The following is a 25,352-nucleotide window of genomic DNA, read 5'->3' as shown; positions in this document are numbered from 1 at the left end:
CACAAAGGAACCATCATGTCCGAAACTCTCCTCGTCACCGGCGCCACCGGCAAGCTTGGCCGGCTCGTCCTCGATGAACTTCTGGCCGCAGGCAAGGTCGCCCCTGCCGATATCATCGCCACCAGCCGCGACACCGAAAAACTGGCCGATTACGCGGCAAAGGGCGTCCAGACCCGCGCCGCCGATTTCGATGATGCCGCGTCGCTGGATGCCGCCTTCAAGGGCGCCGACCGCATCCTGATCATCTCCACCGACGCATTGGACGAACCCGGTAAGCGCCTGCGCCAGCATCTGTCAGCGGTCGCGGCAGCCAAGAAGGCCGGCGCCAAGCACATCCTTTATACCTCGATGCCGAACCCGGAAACCTCGGTCATTCCCTTCGCGCCGGATCATCTCGGCACCGAAAATGCGATCAAGGCAACCGGCATCGCCTACACGATCCTGCGCAATGGCTGGTACATGGAAAACCTGTTCATGGCCCTGCCGAACGCGCTGTCAGAGGGAAAATGGTATAGCGCCTCCGGTCAGGGCAAGCTCGCCCATATCGCCCGCGCCGACATCGCCAAGGCGACCGCAAACGCGCTCGCATCCGGCGCAACCGAAAGCACAATCTATACGCTGACCGGCGAGACGAAGCGCACCACCGGCGAAGTCGCAGCCCTTGTGTCGAAAGTAACCGGCAAGTCGCTCGACGTCATCGATGTCACCGACGAGCAGCTGGCAGGCGGACTGAAAGGAGCCGGCATGCCGGACTTCATCATTCCCGTCATCGTATCCTTCGATACCAACACGCGCGAAGGCCATATCGACCTCGTCACCCCTGATGCCGGCAAGCTCTCGGGCGCACCACTGACCACGCTGGAAGATTTTCTGGCTGCCAGCAAAGCGGTGCTGCTCGGCTAAATGACAAAGGGCTCCGTTTATGCGGAGCCCTTCTACCTTGTAATCAAGCAACATCCTGTCCGCAGGCCCGGCAGAAGCGGCGCACCGTCTCCGCCATGCCATATTCCAACGCGTCGGCAGTCAGCCCGTGGCCGATCGAAACTTCGGCGAGATTGGAGAGCCGCGCCGCCAGTGCCGGCAGGTTGGCAACCGTCAGGTCGTGGCCGGCATTGACCCCCAACCCCAGGGTCGCGGCGAGATCGGCGGTCTTGCCCAGTTCGTCAAGCAGCACCGCGCCGCGCTCGGGATCGTCGAAACAGCCGCCATAGGGGCCGGTATAGAGCTCGATCCGGTCGGCGCCGGTTTCCCTGGCGATCGTCAATGCCTCAAGGTCCGGATCGCCATCGGCAAACAGCGATACGCGAAAACCGCCCTTCTTCAACCGGCCGACGACATTCCCCAGCAGATTATGGTTCTTGCGGAAATCCCAGCCGTGATCCGAGGTCGCCTGGGCGGGATCGTCAGGCACCAGCGTGACCTGTTCTGGCTGGTGGCGTTCGACCAGAAGCAGGAATTCCTCGTTCGGGAATCCCTCCATGTTGAACTCGGTCTCAGGATACAGATCGTCGATCAGCGCGCGGATCGGTGCCAGATCGGAAAAGCGGACATGCCGCTGATCGGGGCGTGGATGCACGGTGAGCCCGCTTGCACCGGCCGCAAGCGCAATCTGCCCAAGCGCGGTAATGGACGGCCAGGGAAGATCGCGCCGGTTGCGCAGCATCGCGATCGCATTCAGGTTTACCGAGAGTTTCGCAGCCATTTCAGCACCTTCCAGGGATACCGCCGTCGTAGCGCCCCTTCTAGCGGTTCGCGATATCGCCCGCAACACGGGCGCACCTGAGAAAGCGTCTCCGTGACAATATTCGTCTGCATCCCGCCCGACGCCTTTATTTCAGACAAAACTCACGTTAAATGAATGCGGTACCTGACAAACTGACAAAACTTCGATTTAATAGAGACTCACAAGTACAGGCCATACACTCCCGAACGGTGAGCGGCGGTACTTCAAATCCACAGAATCATCCAAGCCGGAACCGATGAGCCCTCGTTTTTGCCCAGACGCCATCCCATCGCCACCAGCTTCCATGAGGGAAGCGCTGATCTCGATGGTTTATTCGGGGAGAGCACGATAATGGCGCAGCATGAGAGACCCGACGACCAGGCCATCCGTCAATCGCTTGACGGCGTGCTGTCGAGCGCTCTTTTTTCCCGCTCCGAGCGGCTGCGCGCCTTTTTGAATTATGTCGTCGACAAGGAGATGGAAGGCACAGGCCACCAGCTGAAGGGCTATACGATCGGCATCGACGTGTTCGACCGGCCGCAGGCTTTCAATGCCGACAGCGATCCCCTCGTGCGCGTCCATGCCGGCAAGCTGCGAAAGCTGCTGGCCGCCTATTATGCCGGCGAAGGCGCCGGCGATCTCTGGCGCATCGATATCCCGAAGGGCACCTATGTGCCCGAGTACCGGCGCCAGCGGGCTTTGCCGGTTGCAGCCCCCGAGGCGGGCCGCACGGCAACGCCGCCGCGCCGGGCCGCAAACAGACGTTTTTCATGGCTGCCTGCTCCGCTGTCGTCCCCTATCGCGGTGCTGTCGGTGCTGCCGCTACTGATTTTCGTGCCCTTGTCGTCACCGGCCCTGAGCGTCAACATAGCGGCGCAATCGAGCCTGCACGGCGCTGTGCTGGAACGCAAATTCGGCGATGATCTGCCGAAGATAACGGTGCGTTCGCAATGGCCGCGCAGCGGCGCGGCCGGTCGTTTCGCCGATGCGTTCCGCACAGCCGCCTCCCATTACCGCACCATCGCCGCAGTTCCCGGCGCCGTCTTGTGGCAGCGGCCGGAACGCGAAGTGTCCGATCCGCTGGCCTTCACCGTTTCCGTGCTGCCGGAAAGCGCGCCGGCCGGACTTCGCGTTCTGATCAAGAACGATGTCTCGTCCGATATCGTCTACGACCAGTTCATCGATGCCGCGCATCTGTCCAGCGAAGCCGATATTCTCTACGAGAGCCTGGCACTGGCCGCCAAGGTGCTGGCTTCGGACGGCAATATCTTCCTCTATGCGCGTGAAAAGCAGACCGGCAGCCCGTTGATGGAATGCATGGCGCTGACCGACGTCTATCGCCATCAGCAGACCCGCGAGGCCTTCCAGGAAGCCAAGTCCTGCCAGGAAAAGCTGTCGGTCAACCATCAGCGCAAGCTGAAATTCGTGATCCATGCCGGCGCCCTGCCTTTGACATTGATCCGCTGATCTGCGCAGCTGTTTCCTGCCGGATGCGCAAAACTGTGAAAAATCCTGCTGAGAAATAGTATTTTTCAGGAGGAGACCACGGAAACCACTGAAAAACCTCAGATTTCATCCCTAAAGTTACTAGGTATTCATAGACGCGCGTGACGTGTATTCTGTCTGTGCAAGTGGGAGAAAGCCGGGTCGCTCATCAAGCAGGCACGATGGTTGCGAGTTTCCTTCCCGTCGGGATGGCGTGCATGGCATCAGGGAGCAACTCAAGGACGACAGTTGGACTGCTGTCTCCAGGGTAATTTTCCCGCAGGTCAACCAGCGGGGTTCGATCAGAGCATGCCAGAACACGGAAAGACCCATCCTTCCCACGCAGGCAGCCGTCAACCGTCCAGTTTTCTTCCGCATCTCCCGTTGCCGGGAACGATCGCGGACAATCATGTCGGCATAGCCGATATGGCGGATGCCTTCGGCGTCACCCACCGCACCCTGCATTTCTACGAGGAAAAAGGCCTGCTCTCAGCCGATCGAATGGGGCCGATGCGCGTCTACGGGCTGGACGATATCCGCCGCATGGCCGTCATCAATGCCTGCCGCGAGATCGATATGCCGATTTCAGCCATTCAGGAACTGATGGCAGACCTGGACGCCGCATCCAGCCAAACGCATGCGGCAGAGATATTCGACCATGCCCTGAATGGGCGAAAGCGCGAACTTGCAGCCCAGCAATCCATCCTGCGGCGTCAGATGCAGCGGATCAGCGAACTCTTGGAATCGGCTGGCGACGGCGACAATCCGGAGCGCGTTGCCGTCCCGCCCATCCATCTTTCACCGATCGAGACCAAGTGCCTCGCCTTCATGGCCGAGGGCTACCCGGCAAACCGGATCGCCGTGATGATGGATATGGACATGACCGCTGTGCTGACGCTGGAATCCGGCATCATCCGCAAGTTCAACGGCCATAACCGCTTCCAGGCCGTGGCCAAGGCCGTACTGATGGGATTTGTGTCCGCCGACTAAAACCCCGTCCGAGGCTCTAGCGTACGATCGTCAGCGTTTCGGCTGCACGGGTGATCGCGGTGTAAAGCCAGCGCTCGCGGGTATCGCGGAATGCCCAGCTCTCATCGAACAGAACGACGTCGTTCCACTGCGAGCCCTGGGCTTTGTGCACCGTCAGTGCATAGCCATAGTCGAACTCGTCATAGCGTTTGCGCGTCGACCAGGGAATTTCGCCCTCGACATCTTCAAAAGCGGTTTTCAGAAGCTTGATCTTGGCGGCACCCCGGTCCATGTCGTCGTCTTCCGGACGGATCATCAGATTGATGCCGGGTTTGACCGTTTCCTTGGACGAGGTCATCACCTGCCAGAGCGAGCCGTTGAGCAGGCCCTTGGCCGGATCGTTGCGCAGGCAAACCAGCTTGTCGCCCGACTGCGGATATTCGGTGGTAAAGCCCTTCAGTTCGCGCAGGCGCGTATTGTAGCGGCGGCGCGTCTTGTTGGTGCCGACCAGCACCTGGTCGGCATCCAGGACCAGGCTCTGCGTCACCTCGTTCTTGGAAATCACCCGGGCGGTCGAACCATAGTCGCCGTGCATGATCTCCTTGCCCTCGCGCACATGCATGGCCAGCTGGATAATCGGATTGTCGCGCGCCTGCCGGTGAATGTCGGTCAGCAGGTAGTCCGGTTCCTCATTGGTGAAGTATCCCCCGCCCGAGACCGGCGGCAGCTGGCCGGGATCACCCAGCACCAGGATCGGCGTGCCGAAACTCATCAGGTCGCGGCCGAGCGCCTCATCGACCATCGAGCACTCGTCGATGATGATCAGCGCTGCCTTGGCGACGGGCGACTGCCGGTTGATCGAGAACATCGGCGAGATCGACGTCTTGCCGGTCTCCTCGTCGGAAACCTCCTCCTCGCCACGCGGCCGGTAGATCAGCGAATGGATGGTGCGGGCGTTCTTGGCGCCCTTGGAGCGCAGGACCTGCGCAGCCTTGCCGGTGAAGGCGGCAAACAGCACGTCGCCCTCGACATGCTCGGCAAAATGCCGGGCAAGCGTCGTTTTTCCGGTACCGGCATAGCCAAACAGCCGGAACAGCGGCGAACGCCCTTCCTTCAACCAGCGCGAAACGGCCTTGAGGGCCTCATCCTGTTGCGGTGCGAATTCCATGTTTGTTCTATTGCCCGATTCGGGGCTGCCTGTCGCGTCTGCAGCATCGATCGGCGGCGCGCGGCCGCACCGTCCGCATCACATTTTCGCTCAAGAGTGCAAGATACCGCAAGAAAGCGCCACACCGCGCGCATATCCCAATGCCACACCGCATGGTAAGACTGGTCCCAAGCCCGCCTCCCAAGCGCCGCCCCTCGACGATTTGAAAGTGCCCCACGTGACGCCTGAACCTTCCGAAGACCCGTCCGCTCCCGTGGCATCGGGCATCGGCCGCTGGTCCGTTCCCATGCAATGGGGGTTTCTGCTCCTCATCTCCGCAGTTCTTGCCGGCGCGCTGGAACTGACCGGCATTCCGGCTGCCCTTTTGATGGGGCCGATGGTGGCGGGGGCCGTCGTCGGCATGAATGGCGGCACCATCCGCCTGCCGCGGCCGGCTTTCCTCTGCGCCCAGGCTCTCATCGGCACGATGATTGCCGAAACCATCCGTCCCGGCATTCTGACCACCTTTTTTTCAAACTGGCCGCTATTCCTCGCCATCGTCCTGTCTGTCATTGCCATGAGCACGCTCAGCGGTTTCGTGATCAGCAAGCTCAACATCCTGCCCGGCACGACAGCGATCTGGGGTTCCTCTGCCGGGGCCGCCACCTCGATGCTGGTGATGGCCGATGCCTATGGCGCCGATGTCCGGCTGGTTGCCTTCATGCAATATCTGCGCGTCGTTTTCGTCGCCGCTGCCGCCTCGCTCGTTGCGCGCTACTGGGCGGGGATCGACGGACCGGGACCGGAGATTGTCTGGTTCGGGCCGATCCACCTCGTACCCTTCCTTGAAACCCTGGCGCTTGCGCTTGTGGGTGGCTGTCTCGGCAAATGGCTGCGCATCCCGGCTGGCGTCTTTCTGGTGCCGTTCCTGCTCGGCTCGGCGCTCAGTGTCAGCGGTCTTTTGGTCATCGAGATCCCCGAATGGCTGCTGGCGCTGAGCTACGCCATGCTCGGCTGGAATATCGGGCTGGGCTTTACCCGGCCGATCCTTGCACATGCCCGGCGCGCGCTGGTTCCGACCGTCATCTCCATTCTCGTCCTGATCGGCTTTTCCGGGATGCTCGCCTATATCCTGGTCCATGCCGCCGGCATTGATCCGCTGACGGCCTATCTTGCCACCAGCCCCGGCGGCATGGATTCGATCGCCATCATCGCGGCCTCCAGCAATGTCGATGTGCCCTTCGTCATGGCGCTGCAGACGGCCCGTTTGCTGATGATCATGGCGATTGGACCGTCGCTTGCCCGCTTCGTCGCCGCAAAAGCCCTGCCGCCACGATAAGTTTTGCTGAAGAGGGAATAACAAGCCTCTCTGATGTGTCTTACGTTCGAACCGGCTGAAGAAGCGGTTTAAACGAGAAACTCCAGAGAGGACACATCCCATGCGATTCCTGCCGCTCGTCACAGCATTCTCCCTCATATCCGCCGCCTGCGCCTTCGCCGCCCCTGCCGTCCAGACGGTGGAAACCGGAAAGGGCAAGGTCATTGCCGCAGACAACGGAATGACGCTCTACACCTACAAGATGGATGAAAAGGGCGAATCCTACTGCTATGATAAATGCGCCACCAACTGGCCGCCTTACCTTGCGGAAGGCTCCGCTGCAGCCGACGGCGACTATACGCTGGTCGAGCGCAAGGAAGGCAAGAAGCAATGGGCTCTCAAGGGTATGCCGCTCTACTTCTTCGTCAAGGACACGAAAACGGGCGACGCCACCGGCGACGGTGTCGGAAAGGTCTGGGATGCCGCACGCCCCTGATCAAGATGCCGGTGCGAAGGGGGCAAGTCCCCCTTCCGCCGATACGTTCGAAAACCAGATCCTGTCCCTGGTGCCGTCGCTCCGGCGCTATTCCCGCAGCCTCGCCAAATCCGACAGCGACGGCGAAGACCTGCTGCAGGATTGCGTCGAGAAGGTGCTGGTGCGCCGTTCCCAGTGGCGCGGCGTCAACCTGCGCGCCTGGGCCTTTACCATCATGACCAATCTTTACCGCGACCGGCACCGCCGCGTCGCCCAGCATCCCTCGGTCGAGTTCAACGAGACGCTGGGGCTGACCGCAGACGACGTCTCAGGCGACCCGCTGGAAAAGACGCGGCTGCAGAATGCGCTGAACGCGCTGACCGCAGATCACCGCTCCGTCCTGATGCTGGTCGTCATCGAAGGCTATGGCTATCAGGATGTCGCGGACATGCTGGCGATCCCGATCGGCACTGTCATGTCCCGCCTCTCGCGCGCCCGCCGGCAAATGATGGCGCATCTGGCCGACAACAACATCGTTACCCTGCGGAGACCGAAATGACAGACGATCAAAAACCGGTCACCGAGGCAGATCTGCACGCCTATGTCGATGGCTTTCTCGACGCGGAACGCCGGCAGGTGGTGGAACGCTGGCTGAGCGACCATCCGCAGGAAGCAGCCGAGGTGCGCCAGTGGCAGGCACAGGCGGCGAACTTGCAAGCCGCATTCTCAGGCTATGCGCGGCCGGACGACAACGACAGCCGCTTGTTGAGCAGGGTGAGAACAGCACCACCGCCCTCGACGGTCTGGCGCCGGAGCGCACTCATCGCCGCATCGCTGCTGCTGTTCATGTCGGGTGCTGCGGCCGGTATCTATGGCGAGCGGTTCATCAATGAGCCCGGCTCCATCCAAACCACAGCGGACAGCCTGCCCGGCCAGTCGAAGACCGCATTTCTTGTCTATGCCAGCGAAAAGCGCCATCCCGTCGAAGTCGGTGCCGATCAGCAAGAGCATCTTGTCACCTGGCTCGGCAAGCGCCTGGATTACAAGCTGGTGGCGCCGGACCTCACATCGCTCGGGTTTTCGCTGGTCGGCGGCAGGCTCCTGCCCGTCAACGGCAAGGCTGGCGCGATGCTGATGTATCAGGATACCGCCGGTCAGCGCCTGACTGTGCTTCTCGGAAAAAACCCGGAAAACGCCGAAACCAGTTTCCGCTTTCAATCCGCAGGAACGCTCGAAACCTTCTACTGGATCGACGGTTCCATCGGCTATGCCGTGACCGGCGAGGTCAGCCGCGCCAAGCTGCAGGAAATCGCCGAGGAATGTTACCGGCAATTCGAGACGTGATGCTCAGCCTCAAACGGGACACACTCAGCGCTGCGGATCGTTCTCCAGCAGAATGGGCTCACCATGCGGCGTTGCCTCGGCCGCCCGCTGCCAGCTGTGCGTGAGATGGTCGAGCTGGTCCGTTGACACGATCGACAGTTCGGTGACGAGGCGCGACAGGGCCGCCACCCAGCAATCGAAATAGTCGCTTGCATCGGCGCGCCGGCCGGGCTTGTACAATTCGTGCGACAGCGCCTCGGCCCATTCGCTCCAGGAAAACACCCCTTTTTCATGCAGCCGCACGGTCATGGCAAAGGCCTCCGCCTGCCAGGGCTCGGCAAAGACCGGATCGCCTTCTTGCGATTTCGGCAGGCCGGGCGATCCGCTCAGCGATGGTTCAAACGCGTTCAAGGTAACTCTCCCAGGCATCGATGGAGACGGTGAGCGTCGGATCAGCTCCCTCGCCCCATATTTCACCACCGTCGAAAACCACGGTATAGACCCATTGCGGATTTTCGCCCTTGCCATGGGCGTTGTCGTCCGGAAACACGAACGCCCCCTGTACGGCCTCGACGATACCCTGCTTGGCACGGGCATATCGCGGCAGCCTTGTATGGGTTTCAGGGTTGAAGTTCTTCGTGCGCACCCGGTCGCCGGCGGCAAAGCGCGGCGCATCCGGCGCCGGCCTGTCGCACGGGCCACCCTTGGCAAGCACGCCAGGCACCATTTCCGCTGTCAGGATGCGCTTGGGGTCGCGGCCCTTTTCCAGCATCTGCCCGGCAGCCAGTTCGGCTGGTGAGACGAACCCGTGCCGCTGCAACAGCGTCTCCAGACCGCGCATCCAGATTTCGTAATAGCTGGCCGAAAGATAGGTGGCGGGAGCCAGGCTTTCGCGGGCATGGCGGCTCTCATCGATCGTCCAGGCGCCAAACGCCCCGCAGGAGAGCGTCAGGCCAAGCGCCCGCTTTTCCCATTCCGCATGGAAATAAGGCTCGTCCTTTTCGGGCGCCACCGGCCCCATGCCATGCTGGCCACCCAGATCCTGCGCCCCGTTCATCGTGCCTCTCCCGCCGGTATCGCGAGGCCCGTGCCGATCATCGAATCGCGCGTGACGAGATCGGCAAGCGCCTCCTGATCGAGACCTCCGGTGCCCGCAGGGCGTTCGGGAATGACGATATAGCGGAGCTCCGCCGTCGAATCCCAGACACGGATTTTCTTGGCATCGGAAAGTCTTACGCCGAACTCCTCAAGCACGCCGCGCGGATCGATCACCGCGCGCGCGCGGTAGGGCGGCGCCTTGTACCAGACGGGCGGCAGACCCAGCACAGACCAGGGGTAGCAGGAACACAAAGTGCAGACGACGAGGTTATGCGTGTCCGCCGTATTGAATACGGCCCGCATATGCTCGCCCTGGCGTCCAGTATAACCAAGACTGGCAATCGCCGCCGTCGCATCGCGGCGCAGCCAGTCGGCAAACTCCGGCTCGCTCCAGGCCTTGGCAACGACACGGGCGCCATTGCGCGGGCCGATCTTCGTTTCATAGGTCTCGACGATAACATCGATCGCCGCCGGATCGATCAGCCCTTTCTGCGTCAAAACGGTCTCGAGCGCCTTCACCCGGGCCTGGATGCCGGAGAAATGGTTGTCGTGGTGATCGTGATCGTGATCGTCGTGATCGTGCATGGCGCCCTCGAAGTGTACGGATCCGGTGTTCAGTTTGTTGCTGCCGGCGGCAGGCCGTTGCCCATGTCGCCGCGCAACAGATTTTGGAAGGCGACGGGGTCCAGTCCTCCCGGTTGCCCGAACGGGTTGGAAAAAGCGAAAATGAAGAAAAGTACGACGCCGGAATAGGCGCCGAAAATCGACAGCAGAAACAGATGCGTCCGGTTTGGACGATAGACATAGAACGGGATGGACAAAAGGCAGAGCCCGATCACCGCCGGTGCCCAGAACATGCCCTCAAAGCCGCCCGCCGCCGTTTGCTCACGGATCTCGCGAAAGCGTGCAATCGACGCTGCCCGGTCGCGCATTCGATTGCTGAGATAACGCTGCCGGTCGGTTTGCGGCTCCAGGTCGAGCAGATGCTCATACACGTCGTTCCACAGCGCCCACGCTTTCGGCGACAGGCCCTGACGCCGGCCCAGCATGTCCCATTCCTCCCCAACGACGGTGACAACATAGCTTGACAGCCCCTTCTGGACGGGAGCGACCACTGGGCCGCCATACCGTCCGGCATCGTTGAACACATCCGATATCGCCACGGCTTCCTCCATCAGATTGTTGCGGATGCCCTTGTAGTCGCCGAGTGCCTGCGCATAGACCAGCGCCAGGATCAAACCGTGTAAAGCGGCGATCCGCACGGCGATGGTCGCTGCCGCGTCATGGGTCCGGTCGCTTTCCAATCCGGGATTGAGACAGGCGCGCGCCGCAAAATAAGACCCGAACACGATCACTAGAGCGCCGGCGACGAATGCAAGCCCGTCGAGGATCAAGACAATCAGGTCCGGCATGCTCTCCTCCCATCGCCCGTAACCGGCCGCGTTAACGCAGCATCGGCCAAAGACTGAGAACGAGCAAGACCGCCATGGTGATGTTGAACCATTTCAGCCGCACCGGCTTTGACAACCATTGCCGCAAAGCGGAACCAAATCCGGCCCAGGTCGAAACGCTGGGCACATTGACGATCGCAAAGATGGCACCGACGATGAACACGCTCGTTATGTAGCTCTGCTCGCTCGTATAGGTCGCCATCGCCGTCACTGCCATGACCCAGGCCTTGGGATTGATCCACTGGAACGCCGCCGCCTGCAGGAAGGTCATCGGCACCGCTCCTGCCTTGCCGTCCGCCAGCGTCCGCGACGTCCCGATCTTCCAGGCGATCCACACGAGATAGGCACCGCCTGCAAATTTCAGTCCCGTATAGAGCATCGGCACGGAATGCAGCAGCGCACCCAGCCCAAGGCCGACGGCAATCAGCAAAGTCAAAAACCCGGCGCCGATGCCGAACATGTGCGGAATGGTGCGCGCAAAGCCGAAATTGACGCCGGAGGCGAACAGCATCATGTTGTTCGGACCCGGCGTGATCGATGTGGTGAACGCAAAAAGAAACAACGCCAGAAGCGTCTCGGCCTGCATGAAGTCCTCCCGATATTTAGGTCAGGTTAATTGACCCATTTGGACAGACCACCCGAAACTTGTCAGGGTGACAAGAAGCGCTCATTGCGCATGTGGTGGGACGTCGAGTTCGAGCAATCGGCCGACATAGCTGCGAACGATCGTGACGAAATCGGCTGGAGCGGTTTCAATGTACCGCAGCAGCCTTTCGGTTTTGTCCACGGTACGGATTTGGTCGGTCAGAACCATGCCGGAGGTTTTCAAGCCGGCCGGCAACGCCACCTTCGTCGTCCACACCTGCATATTGCTCGTGATCGGGCAAACGATCACTCGCTGCGATCGTTGATGCATAAGGCTGGACGAAATGATCAGGACGGGCCGAATGCCGGATTGCTCGCTTCCTTTTGTCGGGTCGAGATTAGCAAGGTAAATATCGCCTGCGGCCGGGATTCTGTCAGTCATGGTCTGAAATGCGCTCAGACCCTACATCAGGACCCCAATCGACGGTGCTGGGCTCATTCTCCCAACCGAGGCGATCCATTTCAGCGATCATTTCCGTCAAGGGTGGAGCGAGTTGCAGCCGTTTCTTTTCAAGAATAGCCTGACCGTTGCGTACCGTCAGATCTATCGTGTCGCCATCCACGAGGCCGAGTTCGTCCATGGCCGCCTTCGGCAGCCTGATGGCGGAACTGTTTCCCCATTTAGAGATTGTAATCTTGGTCATGCCCGCGCCTCAATGATATACTGTGTATATCACGACGCAGACATGCGAACAATATGATGATCATCGCTCTGTAAGAGGTCTTGCATGCAACGCCCCGTTCCCACCACATCCCTTCCCTCAGGCAAGGCCGTCCCCGTCATCGGCCAGGGGACCTGGCATATGGGCGAACGCAAGGCGAGCGCCGCTGACGAAGCCAAGTGCCTGCGCCATGGCCTTGATCTCGGCATGACGCTGATCGACACTGCCGAGATGTATGCCGATGGTGGCGCCGAACGGATTGTTGGTGAAGCCATCAAGGGCCGCAGAAACGATGCCTTCCTCGTCAGCAAGGTCCTGCCCACCAATGCCAGCCTGAACGGCACGATCAAGGCCTGCGAAGCTAGCCTGAAGAGGCTCGGCACCGATCATATCGATCTCTACCTTCTGCATTGGCGCGGCCGCTACAGGCTCGCAGAAACCGTCGAAGCCTTCGAGACCCTGCGCCAGTCCGGCAAGATCGGCGCCTGGGGTGTTTCCAATTTCGATGCCGATGATATGGACGAATTGCTCGCCGTCCCCGAGGGCGGCAATGCCGCAGCCAACCAGGTGCTCTATAATCTCGCCCGCCGTGGCATCGAATATGATCTGTTGAAGGACAGTAGGGCTCGTGGAATTCCGGTGATGGCCTATTCACCGCTCGACGAGGGTCGGCTGTTGCGCCATCCCGATCTCATTCATATCGCCAAGGCCCATCAGGCAACGGTGGCGCAGGTCGCGCTTGCCTTCCTGATCCGCAATCCCGGCGTCATCGTGATCCCGAAGACCGCCATGCCGGAACGTGTGCGCGAAAACCGGGCAGCCGTTGAGGTCCAGCTGACGGCCGAGGACCTGGCCACCCTCGACAAAGCCTTCCCGCCCCCCGGCAGAAAGATGCCGCTGGAGATGATCTGAGCCTCTTATTTCAGGCCATGAAAAAGGGCGCTCGCGGCGCCCTTTCATCATTCGATCTGCAGCTTGCAACTCACATCCCCTGCGGGCCACGGTTCATCGCCGCGATCCCGGTGCGGCAGACTTCAAGCACGCCGAGCGGCTTCATGATCGCCACGAACTGGTCGATCTTGGAGGACTTGCCGGTGATTTCGAGGATGAAATGCTCCAGCGTCGCATCGATCACCTTGGCATGGAAGGCATCGGCCAGACGCAGGGTTTCGGCACGGCTTTCGCCCTGGCCGCTGACCTTGACCAGCGCCACTTCACGCTCGATCGGCCGGTCGTGGCCAAGTTCGGCAGCGCGCACGGTCAAATCGACGACGCGGTGGACCGGAACGATGCGTTCCAGCTGTGCCTTGATCTGTTCCAGCACATGCGGCGTGCCGCGCGTAACGATGGTGATGCGCGACAGATGCGACTGGTGCTCGGTCTCCGACACCGTCAGGCTTTCGATATTGTAGCCACGGCCGGAAAACAGGCCGATGACGCGGGCAAGGACGCCCGGTTCATTGTCGACGAGAACCGATAGCGTGTGGTTTTCCGCCTTTTCGGTTTCCTTGGCGATGAAATAGGCGGAGCCGGTCGGCTGAAGATGTGCGTTCATGATCGTGTCCTTTTCCTATTCCATCAAACCAGTGCGCGGCCCTTGGCGTCGATCGCATTTGCGACCGCTTCGTCCGTGGCTTCGTCCGGCAGCAACATCTCGTTATGCGCCTTGCCCGACGGGATCATCGGGAAGCAGTTGGCGAGATTGGCGACGCGGCAATCGAAGATCACCGGCGCCGGGCTGTCGATCATCTGCTTTATGGCAGCATCGAGATCGGCCGGCTTGTCGCAGCGGATGCCGACGCCGCCATAGGCCTCGGCCAGCTTGACGAAGTCGGGCATGGCTTCGGTGTAGGAATTGGACAGGCGGTTGCCATGCAGCAACTGCTGCCACTGGCGCACCATGCCCATATACTGGTTATTCAGGACGAAGATCTTGACCGGCAGATTATGCTGCACGGCGCAGGACATTTCCTGGATGCACATCTGGATCGAGGCGTCGCCCGCAATATCGATGACGAGCGCATCGGGATGCGCAACCTGAACGCCGATCGCCGCCGGGAAGCCGTAGCCCATCGTGCCGAGGCCGCCCGAGGTCATCCAGCGGTTGGGCTCCTCGAAGCCGAAAAACTGGGCCGCCCACATCTGGTGCTGGCCAACCTCGGTGGTGATGTAGGTGTCGCGATGCTTGGTCAGCTCATACAGGCGCTGAATGGCATATTGCGGCATGATGACATCATCGTTCATCTTGTAGGCGAGCGAATTGCGGCCGCGCCAGCGGGCGATGCCGTCCCACCATTCTTTCAGACGCGTCTTGTCGGCATCCTTGGCCGAGGCGCGCCAGACGCGCACCATGTCGTCCAGAACATTGCCGATATCGCCGATGATCGGAACATCGACGCGAACCGTCTTGTTGATCGAGGACGGGTCGATATCGATATGGATCTTCTTGGAATTCGGCGAAAACGCATTGAGGCGGCCGGTGATGCGGTCGTCGAAGCGGGCACCGATACAGACCATGACGTCGCAGTCGTGCATCGCCATATTGGCCTCGAACGTGCCGTGCATGCCCAGCATGCCCAGCCAGTTCTCGCCCGATGCCGGATAGGCGCCCAGGCCCATCAGCGTCGACGTGATCGGGAAATTGGTCAGTTCGACCAGTTCGCGCAACAGCTTGGAGGCTTCCGGGCCGGAATTGATAACACCGCCGCCGGAATAGATGACTGGACGGCGCGCGCCCTTCATCATCTCGACCGCCTGCTCGATCTGGCGCATGTCGCCCTGCAGCTTCGGCTGGTAGCTCTTCTGGACCTTCGCAGCCGATGGCGGCGTATAGGTGCCGGTGGCGAACTGAACATCCTTCGGAATATCGACGACGACCGGACCCGGACGGCCGGACTGGGCGATACGGAAGGCCTCGTGGATGATGCTGGCCAGCTCGTTGACGTCCTTGACCAGCCAATTGTGCTTGGTGCAGGGCCGCGTGATGCCGACAGTGTCGCATTCCTGGAAAGCATCCGAGCCGATCAGCGATGTCGGAACCTGGCCGGTCAGGCAAACCAGCGGAATTGAGTCCATCAGCGCATCCTGCAGCGGCGTGACCGCATTGGTCGCACCCGGACCGGACGTCACCAGCATGACGCCGACCTTGCCGGTCGAGCGGGCATACCCTTCGGCCATGTGGCCGGCACCCTGCTCGTGGCGGACGAGAATGTGCTGGATATCGTCCTGCTGGAAGATTTCATCATAGATCGGCAGGACGGCACCGCCCGGATAACCGAAAATATGCTCCACACCATTGTCCCTCAATGCCTGAAGAACAATTTCCGCCCCTGTCATCTGGTTTGCATCCGTCTGGTTGTCTGTACCGCTCATTGGCCTGTTTCCGTCCATGTTCGCGTTTTGGCTGTGAGTATCGTGTTTGAAGGCATAAAAAAAGGCCCCTTGAAGGGCCTCGTGTTTTGCGCATGGGTGGCTATCGCCGGATGGTTACACCATCCTGCCCATGCGCCGTCCCACCACAAGAATGTTTGCGATCTTGATCATGGGCGGGATTGATAAACAGAAATGTGCCTTCCGTCAACGTCTTTCCCAAGGACAACCATAGCGCGCCAAAATCTACAAAAACACGCTCAAGTACGTGAAACTACTTATTAAATCCCCTCTGGTAATGTGGCGTATTCGTGAGCAGGGGTATCCTATTGCTGAACAATGAGCTGCATTCTTCGATCAGCGCCGGAGAGCAGGAGCGACGCGACACCCTGAAACGGGGCAACCGTTTCCTTGGGCGTGTCGTTGCGTGCAGCGGCTCGCGGGCAACGATTGCAGCGATTGCCGAAAACGGCGAAACCTCGCTCACCGAATTATGGTCCGTCGGCCGGCTGATCTCCATCACCGTCGGCGAAAACCGCGTCGTGGCGCTGGTCTATTCCATGCAGACAGCCACCAGCGACTGGGGCGAGGAACTCGACAACATCTTCCGTATCGAAGTGGAACTGATGGGCGAGGTTCACATGAGCCCGAACGGCCGAGAGGAATTTTCCGCCGGCATCACCCAATATCCCTATCTCGGCGCCATCGCCCACCGCATCCGCTCCGCCGACCTCGCCCGCATTTACGATACCGGCAAGGATGATACCTGCGTCATCGGCAAGCTGACCCAGGACGAAAGCCTCGACGCTGCCATCCATGTGCCCTCGATGCTGTCAAAGCACTTCGCCATCGTCGGCACCACCGGCGTCGGCAAATCGACCGCCGTCAGCCTGCTTCTGCACAAGGCGATTGCGTCCGATCCCAAGCTGCGCGTGCTGATCCTCGATCCGCATAACGAATTCGCCGCCGCCTTTCCGGACATCGCTGTTGTCATCGACACCGACAATCTCGACCTTCCCTTCTGGCTGATGAAGCTCGAGGAATTCGCCGAGGTGATTTTTCGCGGCCGGCCGCCGGTTCCGGAAGAACTCGATATCCTGCGCGACGTGGTTCCCGAGGCTAAGCGCGCCTTCAAGGGCTCGGCGGATTCTGGGCTTGCGCGCCGCACCAGTGAAAAAAGCTCGATCACCGCCGACACGCCGGTGCCCTACCGCATGGCCGATCTCCTGGCGATGATCGACGAGCGCATCGGTCGCCTGGAAGGCCGTAACGACAAGCCGCATCTGCGCTCGCTGAAGGTCAAGGTGATCGGCGCGATCAACGATCCGCGCTACAATTTCATGTTCTCATCGAACACGATCACCGATACCATCCTGGAAACGATCGCAAAGATTTTCCGCATCCCCGGAGATGGCAGGCCGATCACGACGTTCCAGCTCGCCGGCATTCCCTCCGAGGTCGTTAATTCCGTCGCGTCCGTGCTCTGCCGCATGGCGTTCGAGATCGCGCTGTGGAGCAATGGCGGCGTTCACATGCTGGTCGTCTGCGAGGAAGCGCACCGCTATGTTCCGGCCGATGTCAGTCTCGGCTTCGTGCCGACCCGCCAGGCCATCGCCCGCATCGCCAAGGAAGGCCGGAAATACGGCGTTTCGCTGGGGATCATCACCCAGCGCCCCGGCGAGCTCGATCCGACCATCCTGTCGCAATGTTCCACGGTCTTTGCCATGCGGCTTTCCAACGACCGCGACCAGGAAATCATCCGTTCCGCCATCCCCAATTCGTCGATTTCGACCACAAGCTTCATCTCCTCGATCGGCAATGGCGAAGCGATCGCCTTTGGTGAAGCCGTGGCGGTGCCGATGCGCATGCGCTTTACCCGCGTCGAGGAAAAGAGCCTGCCCAAAGCCAATGGCGTCGGCGTGAAGGTCACCGACGAAACGCCTGATACCGTCGATCTGCGCAATGTCGTCTCGCGCATGCGGGCCATGAACGGGCCGGATATTTCAAGCTTCCAGAACGCCTACACGGCCAGTATCGAGGTGCCCGGCAACGCGCCGACGGCAGATGATTTCAACGACGCAAGCACATTTGGCCGGACGGGTTTTGAGCCTGCCGGCGAAATCCCAGAGCCTGTCGTCGAGCCCTACAACCCCACCATGCTGCCGCGCATGGAGCCGGCCAATCCACAGCTTGAACGGTTCAATCAAATCCGCAGCCAGCTTCTGTCCGATGAACCTGTGGCCGGACCCCGGCCCGATCCATACCGGACGCCGCCGCGCACCGCGCCGAGCTTTGCCCAGCCCAATGCGGACCAGCCCCGGCCTTCGCTTCGTGAGAGCCTGTTGAAAAAGCCGCTGAGCAGCATCATCCGCAAGTAACGCGGCAGACCGCCGGTCTCAGGCTTCAGCAGGGTCGAAGCGCAACCAGCTGTCGTCCAGCTGATTGCGAAACCAGGTCATCTGCCGCTTGGCATATTGCCGGGTCGCCGCCGAAGACGTTTCGATCACCTCGGCCTTGCTCATCCCACCAGATAACATCGCGGCAATCTGCGGCACGCCGATGGCTTTCATCGCGGGCATTTCCGGCTTCAGGTCCAACGCCATCAGCGCCTCCACCTCCTCCACCGCGCCGCTCTCCAGCATTCCGGCAAAACGCCGGTCGATCCGCTGGCGCAAGAGCGCCCGCTCCGGCAGCACGACGATCTTCATGGCGCGGCCGGGATCGATGGCGACAGGCCCCTGGCGTTCTTGAAACACGCGGATGGACTGCCCGGTCGCCTCATATATCTCCAGGGCACGCGCTATGCGCTGGCCGTCGCCTGGCCGCAGGATCGCGGCGGTTTCCGGGTCTTTCTGCACGAGGACCGCATGCAGCGCCTCGGCACCGTGCGCCAGAAGGCGGCTGCGCACATCCTCGCGTATGGCTGAGGGTACCGCCGGCATATCCGACAGGCCGCCGGTCAGCGCCTTGAAATAAAGCCCGGTACCGCCAACGACAATAGGAACCTTGCCCTCGCTGCGTATCCCCTCGAGCACGGTGGCGGCGGCGCGAAACCATTCCCCCGTCGAATAATGCTGCGATGCCGGCACATGCCCATAGAGATGATGCGCAACGCCCTGCATATCCGCCTCGAACGGGCGCGCGGTCAGCACATGCAAGGTGTCAAAGACCTGCATGCTGTCGGCATTGACGACAACGCCATTATGCTGTTTCGCCAGGGCGACGGCGAGAGCGGACTTGCCGCTGGCAGTCGGCCCGGTTATCAGGATGGCATCCTGTCCAATCTCAAGGTTTTTCATCATGGCCTTCGTTGCCACGCTTGTTGCCAATCCGTCAAATCCCGTCCTCACCCCAGCGCTTGCCGAAGAGGCCGCAGCCGCCGTCGATGCATCCGGCCTCTACTGGCTGGCCGACGGCGTCGCCTGCGATATCGCCCTGAAGGACGGCGCCAATCCGGACTGGCAGGAAGCGCTGCTGCGCGGCGTCATCGGCGACGCCCCGATCGATGTCGTCGTCCAGAACGCCGAGACGCGCCGCAAGAAACTTTTGATCGCCGATATGGATTCCACCATGATCGGCCAGGAATGCATCGACGAACTCGCAGCGGAAGCGGGCCTGAAGGACAAGGTCGCGGCGATCACTGCGCGCGCCATGAACGGCGAGATCGCGTTCGAACCGGCGCTGATCGAGCGCGTTTTACTGCTCAAGGGCCTGCCGCTCAGCGTCGTCGGCGACGTCATCGAAAAGCGCATCACCCTGACCCCCGGCGGTCTCGAACTGATCGCGACCATGAAGGCCAAGGGCTATTACACGGCGCTGGTGTCCGGCGGCTTCACCGTCTTTACCGGGCCAATCGCAGCCACGCTCGGCTTCCATGAAAACCGCGCCAACATCCTCATCGAAAAGGACGGCCATCTCACCGGCGCGGTGGCAGAGCCGATCCTCGGCAAGCAGGCCAAGGTCGATGCGCTCGTCGATATCGCCACCAAACTCGGCATCTCGACCGCCGACGCCCTTGCCGTCGGCGACGGCGCCAACGATCTCGGCATGCTGCATCTGGCCGGCGCCGGTGTTGCGCTGCATGCCAAGCCGGTCGTCTCCGCGCAGGTGAAGATCCGGATCGACCACGCCGACCTTACGGCGCTCCTCTACATCCAGGGCTACCGCAAGACGGATTTCGTCCGGTGATCATTCTGGAAACCGAGCGGCTGCGCGTCCGCAACTGGGTGGAGAGCGACCGGCCTTTGTTTGCCGAGATCAATGCCGATCCCAAAGTCATGGAGTTCTTCCCGCGCCGCCGACCGCGCGATGAATCCGATTCGCTGATGGATGAGGTGCGCACCCGGATCGACGCAACCGGACTTGGCTTCTTCGCACTGACCCTGAAGGAGACAGATGAACCCATCGGTTTTCTCGGCCTTGCCCGCACCGGGCTTGAGCCCTTCCTGAAGGATGGCACGGTGGAGATCGGCTGGCGGCTGGCCGTCCGTTTCTGGCGTCAGGGTTTTGTGACGGAGGCCGCCACAGCCATGCTACGCCATGGTTTCGAAACGCACGGCCTTGACGAAATCGTCTCCTTCGCGGTGAAGACCAATACGCGCTCGACAGCCGTGATGACCCGCATCGGCCTGCGCCACGACCCGGCCCGCGATTTCACGCATCCACGCGTGCCCGACACTACGCCGCATCTCAAGCATCACGTCGTCTATGCGCTCAGCCGCGCGGAATGGCTGACACGATAAAGGCGGACCTTTCGGCCCGCCAAACTGCTGAGAAACCCGAAATTTGATTGTTTGACGAACGCGTAACCACACTCCCGTCATCCTCGCCCTTGTGGCGGGGATCCAGTGACCCGACGTCCGTCGGGTCAAAAGACTCTTTCAGCTCAAGGACTTGAGCTGGCTGAATTCCTGTGACAAGCACAGGAATGACGGAGAGTTTGCGAACTGCATATGTCCAAAATGACCTGCAAAAAGCCGAAAAAAATGACGTCGTCAGCAACCTGGCGGACCTTGCGGCCCGCCCTCAATTCCGTCGCCGTCTTCCGTAAACCCTATTCCATCCGTACGGTGACAAACCGTAATTCGCCGGTCTTGTTGGCGATCATCAGCAGCGCATTGCGCCGCCCATCCGCCTTCAACTCCTCGATCCGCGCCGAAACGTCTTCCGGCGTCTTCATCGCTTCCTGGCCGATCTCGACGATCACGTCGCCGGAGGCAATGCGCCGTTCGGCGGCGACCGATTGCGGCTGGACGTCGGCAATGACGACACCCTCGACATCCTCGGAAATACCATAGGTCTTGCGGCTATCGGCATCGAGCAGAGCAAGCTTCATGCCGAGCACCACGTCGGACGCCGGAAGCTCGGCGGCCGGCGGTTCGGCCTGGTCCGTGCCTTCGTCGGATTGCGCGGGCTTGGCTGTTTCCGCCTCGGCCAGGTTCTCGCCATCTTCCAGACGGCCGAGCGTCACCTTGACGGTCATCTCCTTGCCATCACGCACGATCACCACATCGACCGCCTTGCCCACCGGGCTTTCGGCAACGGCGCGCGGCAGATCGCGCATCTCGACGACATCGCGGCCATCGAATTTCAGGATCACATCGCCCGACTTGATCTCGCCATTGGCGACGGGGCCGCCCTGGATGATCCCGGCCACAAGCGCGCCCTTTGGCGTTTCCATCTTCAGGCTTTCAGCAATATCGGCCGTGACCGGCTGGATGCGGACGCCAAGCCAGCCGCGATGGGTTTCGCCGAACTCGCGCAACTGGGAAATGACATTGCTGGCAAGTTCGGTCGGAACCGAAAATCCGATCCCGATCGAGCCGCCGGTCGGCGAAATGATCGCCGTGTTGATGCCGATGACCTCACCCTTCATATTGAAGAGCGGACCGCCGGAATTGCCCTTGTTGATCGCCGCATCGGTCTGAATAAAATTGTCATACGGGCCGGCATTGATGTTACGCCCGCGCGCCGAGATGATGCCGACCGTCACCGTGCCGCCCAGCCCAAACGGATTGCCGATCGCCATCACCCAGTCGCCGATCCGCATCTGCTTGGAATCCCCGATCGGAACCGCCGTCAAAGGCCTCACGGGCTCAACCTTCAAGACGGCAAGGTCGGTCTTGGTGTCGGTGCCGATCAGCTTGGCCTTGAGCTTGGAGCCATTGGCGAAATTGACCTCGATATCGTCGGCGCCCTCGATCACGTGATTGTTGGTGACGATGATGCCGGAGGGATCGATGACGAAGCCGGAGCCGAGCGAATCGACGGTGCGCTGCCGGCCACCGCCCTCGCCGCCCTGGCCCTTGAAGAACTCATCGAAGAAATCCTGGAACGGCGATCCCTCGGGAACCTGCGGCATCGGCGCCTGGTCGTCATTCTTCACCTTCTGCGAGGTGGAGATATTGACGACCGCATCGAGCAGGCCGGCAGCGAGATCGGCGACCGATTCTGGCCCCTGCGCTGTCGGTACCGGCGCCTTGGTCTGCGCATGCGCCACGGACAGGACGGGCACGGAATTCATCAGCAGGGCAGCACTGGCGGCGAGCGTGACGGACCGGAAGAAGGAAGCGCGGATGGACAAGCCCATGGGGTCCTCTCGATTTGGGAAGGCAGGCAAAAAGTCTCCCTAGAAACGATCACACCTTCAGGTTGTCTTTAAACCCTCTCGATGCCGTTCATAGGTGGCGTATAATCTGTGCGAAGATAAGGCGGATTTGGGACGCGTCCAGTCATCTTTTCGTTAGCGCCATCAGGCTTGCGTCACACGGCCGTCAATTCATCAATTCGTGACCATAGGCTTCCAATGCCGCAACGGCCTTGTCGAGGTCGGAACCGATAATGAAGATATAATCGGTGCTGAAAGTGGAGTTGGCAAAGATGCCGACACCGGCCTCGGAAAGAGGATTGAGCACCGAGGCCAGAATGCCGGGAACATCGAAGGTAAAATGCTGCTCGATGCGGAAACAGCGCCAGCCGCCAGAGGACTGGACGCTGGAGGGAATGCGGGCTGCACGGCAGACCAGCGTCATCTCCTCGCGCGAACTGGAGACGGCCCAGAAGCCGGCGCCCGGCAGCCAGTCCGGCAGCGGCGTTCCGATATTGAGCCTTGTGATCGCATATTCCGCGTCCACCAGTCGAATGAGCAGCTTTTGTGTCATGTCTTATCCTCGCACCATCCAGACAAGTGCGACGCCGATACCGACGGAAACGAGCCCGAACAGCCGTAACTGTTGCTCTGGTATATGGGGCAAACGCTTCGCCATTTCCACCAAAACCAAAGGGGCCAGTGCGTACACTAGAGTGCTTCATCTTTAAACGGAAGCAATTCTGTTGGCTCAAAACGGCCGTTCCACACGAAGGATGGCGCAGAGCGATGCCGATCCATCGGGCCAGCCATCCGACACAGTGGACGGCCGTTTTCAGCCAACCCGGAGGGCCGGATGAATTTCGGCCATCACCGGCGGCGGCCGTCTCGACCGCAGCTTCTGCTGCGCTCTTCGCCAACCGCCTTGGTCCTGGCCGAAATTCCTTCCGGCAGAATGCTTCCGTTTAAAGATGAAGCACTCTAGCCCCTCAACAATCAGGAAAAAAGCAATTCCTGTTAGAAAGTCACTCATTTCACTGATCAGTTTCCTGCAGCAGGCTGAGCGGCCGACGGTGTGGGCACACCGCTGGAGTTGTTGAAATAACGGAAGAATTCCGAGTCCGGCGACAGGACAAGCGTCGTGTCCGGGCTGCCGATCGCCTGATCATAGGCGGTCATCGAGCGGTAGAACTCGAAGAACTGCGGATCACGCGAAAACGCATCGGCAAACACGGCGGTCCGTTCGGCTTCGCCCTCACCGCGCAGGATTTCCGAATCACGCTGCGCTTCGGCAACGAACTCGACAACCTGACGGTCGGCCACGGCGCGGCGGGTCTGGCCCTTTTCGTTACCACGGGCGCGGATCAGTTCGGCTTCCGCCAGACGTTCTGCCTTCATCCGCTCGTAAGTCTGCTGCGAGACTTCCTGCGTCAGGTCCGTGCGCTGAATGCGGACGTCCTCGATGTTGAGGCCGAGCGATTCGGCGTCGGTCTTCAGATCGGCGCGGACTTCGCGCATCATCGATGCACGCTCTTCCGACAGGGCCGATTCAAAGCCGCGCAGACCGTAGACCCGGCGCAGCGAGGCGTCGAGACGGGTGCGAAGGCGCGATTCGGCCGAGGCGCGATCGCCCGAAACCGTTTCGCGGAAGCGGCGGGCATCGGCGATCTTGTAGATCACGAAGGCATCGACTTCATAGAACTTGCCGCCGGAAACCTGAACACGGATATTGTCGAGGTCGAAGCGCAGAGCCTGCTTTTCGACATACTGAACGCGGTCGGCGTCCATGAAGGCGAACGGCAGCTTGAAGTACAAGCCGGGCTCGGTCTTGACGTCCTTGATCTGACCGAAGCGCACGACGATGGCCTGCTGGCGCTGGTTGACGATGAACACGGAGGAATAAACCGCCATCAGCACCAATGCCAGGCCGATGAGAATATAGGGAAGACGATTGGTCATTACTGGGCCCCTCCCGACTGAACGGGCTTGCCGATTTCGGTGAGCGGCAGATAAGGCATGACACCCTGGCCGTTCTTGTCGTCGAGAATGACCTTCTTGGACTTGCCCAGAACGCCCTGCATGGTTTCGAGATAAAGCCGCTTGCGGGTCACGTCCGGCGCTTTCGAATAGGCGTCATAGACGGAGACGAAGCGCTGCGCCTCACCCTGTGCTTCCTTGACGACGCGGTCCTTGTAGGCGGCCGCTTCTTCGCGCAACTGTGCCGACTGACCACGCGCCCGGCCGAGAACCTGGTTGGCGTACTGGTTGGCTTCTTCAACGAAGCGGTCTTCATCCTGTTCGGCGCGCTGCACTTCGTCAAACGCATCAGCCACTTCACGCGGCGGTGCTGCGTCTTCGATGGCGACCGTATTGACGGAGACGCCGGCACCATAGGTGTCCATCGTCGCCTGGATCGTCGTCTTCACGTCGGCGGCAATCGCCTGACGGTTGTCGCGGAAGATGTCCTGTGCCGGACGGCGGCCGACGACTTCGCGCATGGCGCTTTCGGCGACCTGCATCAGCGTGTCGGACGGATCTTCGACGTTGAAGAGATAAGCCTTGGGATCGGTCACGGAAAACAGCACGGAGAACTGAACGTTGACGATGTTCTGGTCGCCCGAAAGCATCAGGCCGCTGCCGGCTTGGTCGCCCGCGCCTGCCCGGCTGCCGATATTCTGCTGCTGCTCGGTAATCTTGACCATCTCGACCGTTTCAAGCGGCCAGAAATGATAGTGCAGGCCCGGCATGGAAATCTCGTCCTTCGGCTTGCCGAACCGCATTTCGACGCCACGCTCGTCCGGCTGGACGGTGTAGATCGAATTCATCAGCACGAAACCGACAATCAAAAGGCCGATGATTGCGACGACACCGCCGTTAAACCCGCCCGGAACCACGCTTTTCAGCTGGTCCTGCCCCCGGCGGAAAATTTCCTCGAGATCCGGAGGGCCGCCATTGCCACGGCCACCGCCGCCGCCGCCACGCGGCCGGTTCGGCCCCTGGCCCCAGGGACCCTTGTTTCCACCGCCGCCGCCGCCCCAAGGACCACCGCCGCCGCCGTTCTGATTGCTCCAGGGCATTCATACCTCTTCTATAGAAAAAAT

At 60.9% G+C, this 25,352-nt stretch carries 27 protein-coding genes and 1 pseudogene; 11 read left to right on the top strand and 17 right to left on the bottom strand.

Translation table 11 applies throughout. From position 1 onward, the window contains the following. The first annotated feature begins 15 nt into the window (after nt 1-15). Complete coding sequence (locus PYR65_RS10510; RefSeq protein WP_276117921.1) at nt 16-903, top strand: SDR family oxidoreductase; 888 nt, start codon at nt 16-18, stop codon at nt 901-903. Nucleotides 904-946: 43 nt separating this feature from the next. Here PYR65_RS10510 and PYR65_RS10505 read toward each other — a convergent pair whose 3' ends face one another. Beyond that, nucleotides 947-1,702 (bottom strand): pyridoxine 5'-phosphate synthase, encoded by a 756-nt coding sequence (locus PYR65_RS10505; protein ID WP_276117920.1) that lies wholly within the window; start codon nt 1,700-1,702, stop codon nt 947-949. A gap of 372 nt (nt 1,703-2,074) precedes the next feature. On the opposite strand from PYR65_RS10505, the gene PYR65_RS10500 reads away from it, so the two are divergent. Then, the gene (locus PYR65_RS10500; protein ID WP_276117919.1) at nt 2,075-3,190 is read left to right on the top strand and encodes a hypothetical protein; all 1,116 of its coding nucleotides are present in this window, start codon (nt 2,075-2,077) and stop codon (nt 3,188-3,190) included. Nucleotides 3,191-3,517: 327 nt separating this feature from the next. Continuing rightward, nucleotides 3,518-4,198 (top strand): MerR family transcriptional regulator, encoded by a 681-nt coding sequence (locus tag PYR65_RS10495; protein WP_407951229.1) that lies wholly within the window; start codon nt 3,518-3,520, stop codon nt 4,196-4,198. Between the two features lie 16 nt (nt 4,199-4,214). Here PYR65_RS10495 and PYR65_RS10490 read toward each other — a convergent pair whose 3' ends face one another. Further along, complete coding sequence (locus PYR65_RS10490; protein WP_276117917.1) at nt 4,215-5,345, bottom strand: ATP-dependent DNA helicase; 1,131 nt, start codon at nt 5,343-5,345, stop codon at nt 4,215-4,217. Nucleotides 5,346-5,562: 217 nt separating this feature from the next. Between PYR65_RS10490 and PYR65_RS10485 the strand changes: the two genes are divergently transcribed. From PYR65_RS10485 to PYR65_RS10470, 4 genes are all read left to right on the top strand, one after another. Next, nucleotides 5,563-6,663 carry an AbrB family transcriptional regulator gene (locus tag PYR65_RS10485; protein ID WP_060638906.1) on the top strand — a complete coding sequence of 367 codons (1,101 nt, stop codon included), beginning with the start codon at nt 5,563-5,565 and terminating at the stop codon, nt 6,661-6,663. A gap of 100 nt (nt 6,664-6,763) precedes the next feature. Further along, the gene (locus tag PYR65_RS10480) at nt 6,764-7,138 is read left to right on the top strand and encodes a COG4315 family predicted lipoprotein (protein WP_276117916.1); all 375 of its coding nucleotides are present in this window, start codon (nt 6,764-6,766) and stop codon (nt 7,136-7,138) included. Beyond that, entirely contained in the window at nt 7,122-7,676 is a 555-nt protein-coding gene (locus PYR65_RS10475; RefSeq protein ID WP_276117915.1) for an RNA polymerase sigma factor, read from the top strand. The genes PYR65_RS10480 and PYR65_RS10475 overlap by 17 nt, the downstream gene beginning before the upstream one ends. Next, nucleotides 7,673-8,461, top strand: a complete 789-nt coding sequence (locus PYR65_RS10470) for an anti-sigma factor family protein (protein ID WP_276117914.1) — start codon at nt 7,673-7,675, stop codon at nt 8,459-8,461. Before PYR65_RS10475 ends, PYR65_RS10470 begins: the two co-directional genes overlap by 4 nt. A 24-nt stretch (nt 8,462-8,485) precedes the next feature. On the opposite strand, the gene PYR65_RS10465 is transcribed toward PYR65_RS10470, so the two are convergent. The 7 genes from PYR65_RS10465 to PYR65_RS10435 all read right to left on the bottom strand — a co-directional run bounded on the left by PYR65_RS10465 (nt 8,486) and on the right by PYR65_RS10435 (nt 12,278). Next, nucleotides 8,486-8,851 (bottom strand): nitrile hydratase accessory protein, encoded by a 366-nt coding sequence (locus PYR65_RS10465; RefSeq protein ID WP_407951228.1) that lies wholly within the window; start codon nt 8,849-8,851, stop codon nt 8,486-8,488. Next, nucleotides 8,838-9,497, bottom strand: a complete 660-nt coding sequence (gene nthB / locus PYR65_RS10460; RefSeq protein ID WP_060638875.1) for a nitrile hydratase subunit beta — start codon at nt 9,495-9,497, stop codon at nt 8,838-8,840. Before nthB ends, PYR65_RS10465 begins: the two co-directional genes overlap by 14 nt. Further along, entirely contained in the window at nt 9,494-10,123 is a 630-nt protein-coding gene (gene nthA / locus PYR65_RS10455; protein ID WP_276117912.1) for a nitrile hydratase subunit alpha, read from the bottom strand. Before nthA ends, nthB begins: the two co-directional genes overlap by 4 nt. 29 nt (nt 10,124-10,152) lie before the next feature. After that, on the bottom strand, nt 10,153-10,950 hold the full coding sequence (locus tag PYR65_RS10450) for a bestrophin-like domain (RefSeq protein ID WP_060638873.1): 798 nt from the start codon (nt 10,948-10,950) through the stop codon (nt 10,153-10,155). Nucleotides 10,951-10,981: 31 nt separating this feature from the next. Continuing rightward, nucleotides 10,982-11,575: a LysE family translocator gene (locus tag PYR65_RS10445; protein ID WP_276117911.1), complete on the bottom strand. Its 594-nt coding sequence runs from the start codon at nt 11,573-11,575 to the stop codon at nt 10,982-10,984. Between the two features lie 81 nt (nt 11,576-11,656). After that, nucleotides 11,657-12,016 (bottom strand): type II toxin-antitoxin system PemK/MazF family toxin, encoded by a 360-nt coding sequence (locus tag PYR65_RS10440; protein WP_276117910.1) that lies wholly within the window; start codon nt 12,014-12,016, stop codon nt 11,657-11,659. Further along, on the bottom strand, nt 12,009-12,278 hold the full coding sequence (locus PYR65_RS10435) for an AbrB/MazE/SpoVT family DNA-binding domain-containing protein (RefSeq protein WP_276117909.1): 270 nt from the start codon (nt 12,276-12,278) through the stop codon (nt 12,009-12,011). The genes PYR65_RS10440 and PYR65_RS10435 overlap by 8 nt, the downstream gene beginning before the upstream one ends. An 84-nt stretch (nt 12,279-12,362) precedes the next feature. On the opposite strand from PYR65_RS10435, the gene PYR65_RS10430 reads away from it, so the two are divergent. After that, nucleotides 12,363-13,208: an aldo/keto reductase gene (locus tag PYR65_RS10430; protein WP_060638869.1), complete on the top strand. Its 846-nt coding sequence runs from the start codon at nt 12,363-12,365 to the stop codon at nt 13,206-13,208. A gap of 70 nt (nt 13,209-13,278) precedes the next feature. Here PYR65_RS10430 and ilvN read toward each other — a convergent pair whose 3' ends face one another. Both ilvN and PYR65_RS10420 read right to left on the bottom strand, forming a co-directional pair. Then, complete coding sequence (gene ilvN / locus PYR65_RS10425) at nt 13,279-13,851, bottom strand: acetolactate synthase small subunit (protein ID WP_060638868.1); 573 nt, start codon at nt 13,849-13,851, stop codon at nt 13,279-13,281. A 23-nt stretch (nt 13,852-13,874) separates the two neighbouring features. Further along, nucleotides 13,875-15,668, bottom strand: a complete 1,794-nt coding sequence (locus tag PYR65_RS10420) for an acetolactate synthase 3 large subunit (protein WP_276120920.1) — start codon at nt 15,666-15,668, stop codon at nt 13,875-13,877. A 326-nt stretch (nt 15,669-15,994) separates the two neighbouring features. Here PYR65_RS10420 and PYR65_RS10415 point away from each other — a divergent pair, with 326 nt between their 5' ends. Further along, nucleotides 15,995-18,043 carry an ATP-binding protein gene (locus PYR65_RS10415; RefSeq protein ID WP_276120919.1) on the top strand — a complete coding sequence of 683 codons (2,049 nt, stop codon included), beginning with the start codon at nt 15,995-15,997 and terminating at the stop codon, nt 18,041-18,043. 18 nt (nt 18,044-18,061) lie between these two features. Here PYR65_RS10415 and miaA read toward each other — a convergent pair whose 3' ends face one another. After that, the gene (gene miaA, locus PYR65_RS10410; protein WP_276120918.1) at nt 18,062-18,967 is read right to left on the bottom strand and encodes a tRNA (adenosine(37)-N6)-dimethylallyltransferase MiaA; all 906 of its coding nucleotides are present in this window, start codon (nt 18,965-18,967) and stop codon (nt 18,062-18,064) included. Between miaA and serB the strand changes: the two genes are divergently transcribed. After that, a complete protein-coding gene (gene serB / locus PYR65_RS10405) occupies nt 18,966-19,853 on the top strand; it encodes a phosphoserine phosphatase SerB (protein ID WP_276120917.1) in 888 nt (295 codons plus the stop codon). The genes miaA and serB overlap by 2 nt on opposite strands. After that, nucleotides 19,850-20,407, top strand: a complete 558-nt coding sequence (locus PYR65_RS10400; RefSeq protein WP_276120916.1) for a GNAT family N-acetyltransferase — start codon at nt 19,850-19,852, stop codon at nt 20,405-20,407. Before serB ends, PYR65_RS10400 begins: the two co-directional genes overlap by 4 nt. Before the next feature lie 311 nt (nt 20,408-20,718). Here the strand turns inward: PYR65_RS10400 and PYR65_RS10395 are convergent, their stop codons facing one another. The 5 genes and pseudogenes from PYR65_RS10395 to hflK all read right to left on the bottom strand — a co-directional run bounded on the left by PYR65_RS10395 (nt 20,719) and on the right by hflK (nt 25,328). Next, on the bottom strand, nt 20,719-22,248 hold the full coding sequence (locus tag PYR65_RS10395) for a DegQ family serine endoprotease (protein ID WP_276121029.1): 1,530 nt from the start codon (nt 22,246-22,248) through the stop codon (nt 20,719-20,721). A gap of 190 nt (nt 22,249-22,438) precedes the next feature. Continuing rightward, nucleotides 22,439-22,825, bottom strand: a complete 387-nt coding sequence (locus PYR65_RS10390) for an ACT domain-containing protein (RefSeq protein WP_060638855.1) — start codon at nt 22,823-22,825, stop codon at nt 22,439-22,441. A gap of 3 nt (nt 22,826-22,828) precedes the next feature. Beyond that, nucleotides 22,829-22,966: pseudogene (locus PYR65_RS10385) on the bottom strand (DUF2065 domain-containing protein); the annotation flags it as partial. A gap of 326 nt (nt 22,967-23,292) precedes the next feature. Beyond that, a complete protein-coding gene (hflC, locus tag PYR65_RS10380; RefSeq protein ID WP_060638853.1) occupies nt 23,293-24,210 on the bottom strand; it encodes a protease modulator HflC in 918 nt (305 codons plus the stop codon). Next, nucleotides 24,210-25,328, bottom strand: a complete 1,119-nt coding sequence (hflK, locus tag PYR65_RS10375) for an FtsH protease activity modulator HflK (RefSeq protein ID WP_060638852.1) — start codon at nt 25,326-25,328, stop codon at nt 24,210-24,212. The genes hflC and hflK overlap by 1 nt, the downstream gene beginning before the upstream one ends. Nucleotides 25,329-25,352: the final 24 nt, after the last annotated feature.

The sequence above is a fragment of the Pararhizobium qamdonense genome (assembly GCF_029277445.1).
Lineage (GTDB): Bacteria > Pseudomonadota > Alphaproteobacteria > Rhizobiales > Rhizobiaceae > Pararhizobium > Pararhizobium qamdonense.
The sequence above is the reverse complement of the archived record's forward strand: the minus strand, read 5'-3'. Positions and strand labels throughout refer to the sequence as shown.

What these genes read in the sequence shown, in the direction of transcription:
- PYR65_RS10490 (WP_276117917.1), bottom strand. Translation starts at nt 5,345, where the DNA reads ATGGAATTCGCACCGCAACAGGATGAGGCCCTCAAGGCCGTTTCGCGC.
- PYR65_RS10480 (WP_276117916.1), top strand. Translation starts at nt 6,764, where the DNA reads ATGCGATTCCTGCCGCTCGTCACAGCATTCTCCCTCATATCCGCCGCC.
- PYR65_RS10445 (WP_276117911.1), bottom strand. Translation starts at nt 11,575, where the DNA reads ATGCAGGCCGAGACGCTTCTGGCGTTGTTTCTTTTTGCGTTCACCACA.
- PYR65_RS10495 (WP_407951229.1), top strand. Translation starts at nt 3,518, where the DNA reads ATGCCAGAACACGGAAAGACCCATCCTTCCCACGCAGGCAGCCGTCAA.
- PYR65_RS10390 (WP_060638855.1), bottom strand. Translation starts at nt 22,825, where the DNA reads ATGACACAAAAGCTGCTCATTCGACTGGTGGACGCGGAATATGCGATC.
- PYR65_RS10420 (WP_276120920.1), bottom strand. Translation starts at nt 15,668, where the DNA reads ATGAGCGGTACAGACAACCAGACGGATGCAAACCAGATGACAGGGGCG.
- PYR65_RS10450 (WP_060638873.1), bottom strand. Translation starts at nt 10,950, where the DNA reads ATGCCGGACCTGATTGTCTTGATCCTCGACGGGCTTGCATTCGTCGCC.
- PYR65_RS10510 (WP_276117921.1), top strand. Translation starts at nt 16, where the DNA reads ATGTCCGAAACTCTCCTCGTCACCGGCGCCACCGGCAAGCTTGGCCGG.
- miaA (WP_276120918.1), bottom strand. Translation starts at nt 18,967, where the DNA reads ATGATGAAAAACCTTGAGATTGGACAGGATGCCATCCTGATAACCGGG.
- PYR65_RS10500 (WP_276117919.1), top strand. Translation starts at nt 2,075, where the DNA reads ATGGCGCAGCATGAGAGACCCGACGACCAGGCCATCCGTCAATCGCTT.
- nthA (WP_276117912.1), bottom strand. Translation starts at nt 10,123, where the DNA reads ATGCACGATCACGACGATCACGATCACGATCACCACGACAACCATTTC.
- PYR65_RS10440 (WP_276117910.1), bottom strand. Translation starts at nt 12,016, where the DNA reads ATGACTGACAGAATCCCGGCCGCAGGCGATATTTACCTTGCTAATCTC.
- PYR65_RS10475 (WP_276117915.1), top strand. Translation starts at nt 7,122, where the DNA reads ATGCCGCACGCCCCTGATCAAGATGCCGGTGCGAAGGGGGCAAGTCCC.
- hflK (WP_060638852.1), bottom strand. Translation starts at nt 25,328, where the DNA reads ATGCCCTGGAGCAATCAGAACGGCGGCGGCGGTGGTCCTTGGGGCGGC.
- serB (WP_276120917.1), top strand. Translation starts at nt 18,966, where the DNA reads ATGGCCTTCGTTGCCACGCTTGTTGCCAATCCGTCAAATCCCGTCCTC.
- PYR65_RS10470 (WP_276117914.1), top strand. Translation starts at nt 7,673, where the DNA reads ATGACAGACGATCAAAAACCGGTCACCGAGGCAGATCTGCACGCCTAT.
- PYR65_RS10435 (WP_276117909.1), bottom strand. Translation starts at nt 12,278, where the DNA reads ATGACCAAGATTACAATCTCTAAATGGGGAAACAGTTCCGCCATCAGG.
- ilvN (WP_060638868.1), bottom strand. Translation starts at nt 13,851, where the DNA reads ATGAACGCACATCTTCAGCCGACCGGCTCCGCCTATTTCATCGCCAAG.
- nthB (WP_060638875.1), bottom strand. Translation starts at nt 9,497, where the DNA reads ATGAACGGGGCGCAGGATCTGGGTGGCCAGCATGGCATGGGGCCGGTG.
- hflC (WP_060638853.1), bottom strand. Translation starts at nt 24,210, where the DNA reads ATGACCAATCGTCTTCCCTATATTCTCATCGGCCTGGCATTGGTGCTG.
- PYR65_RS10430 (WP_060638869.1), top strand. Translation starts at nt 12,363, where the DNA reads ATGCAACGCCCCGTTCCCACCACATCCCTTCCCTCAGGCAAGGCCGTC.
- PYR65_RS10505 (WP_276117920.1), bottom strand. Translation starts at nt 1,702, where the DNA reads ATGGCTGCGAAACTCTCGGTAAACCTGAATGCGATCGCGATGCTGCGC.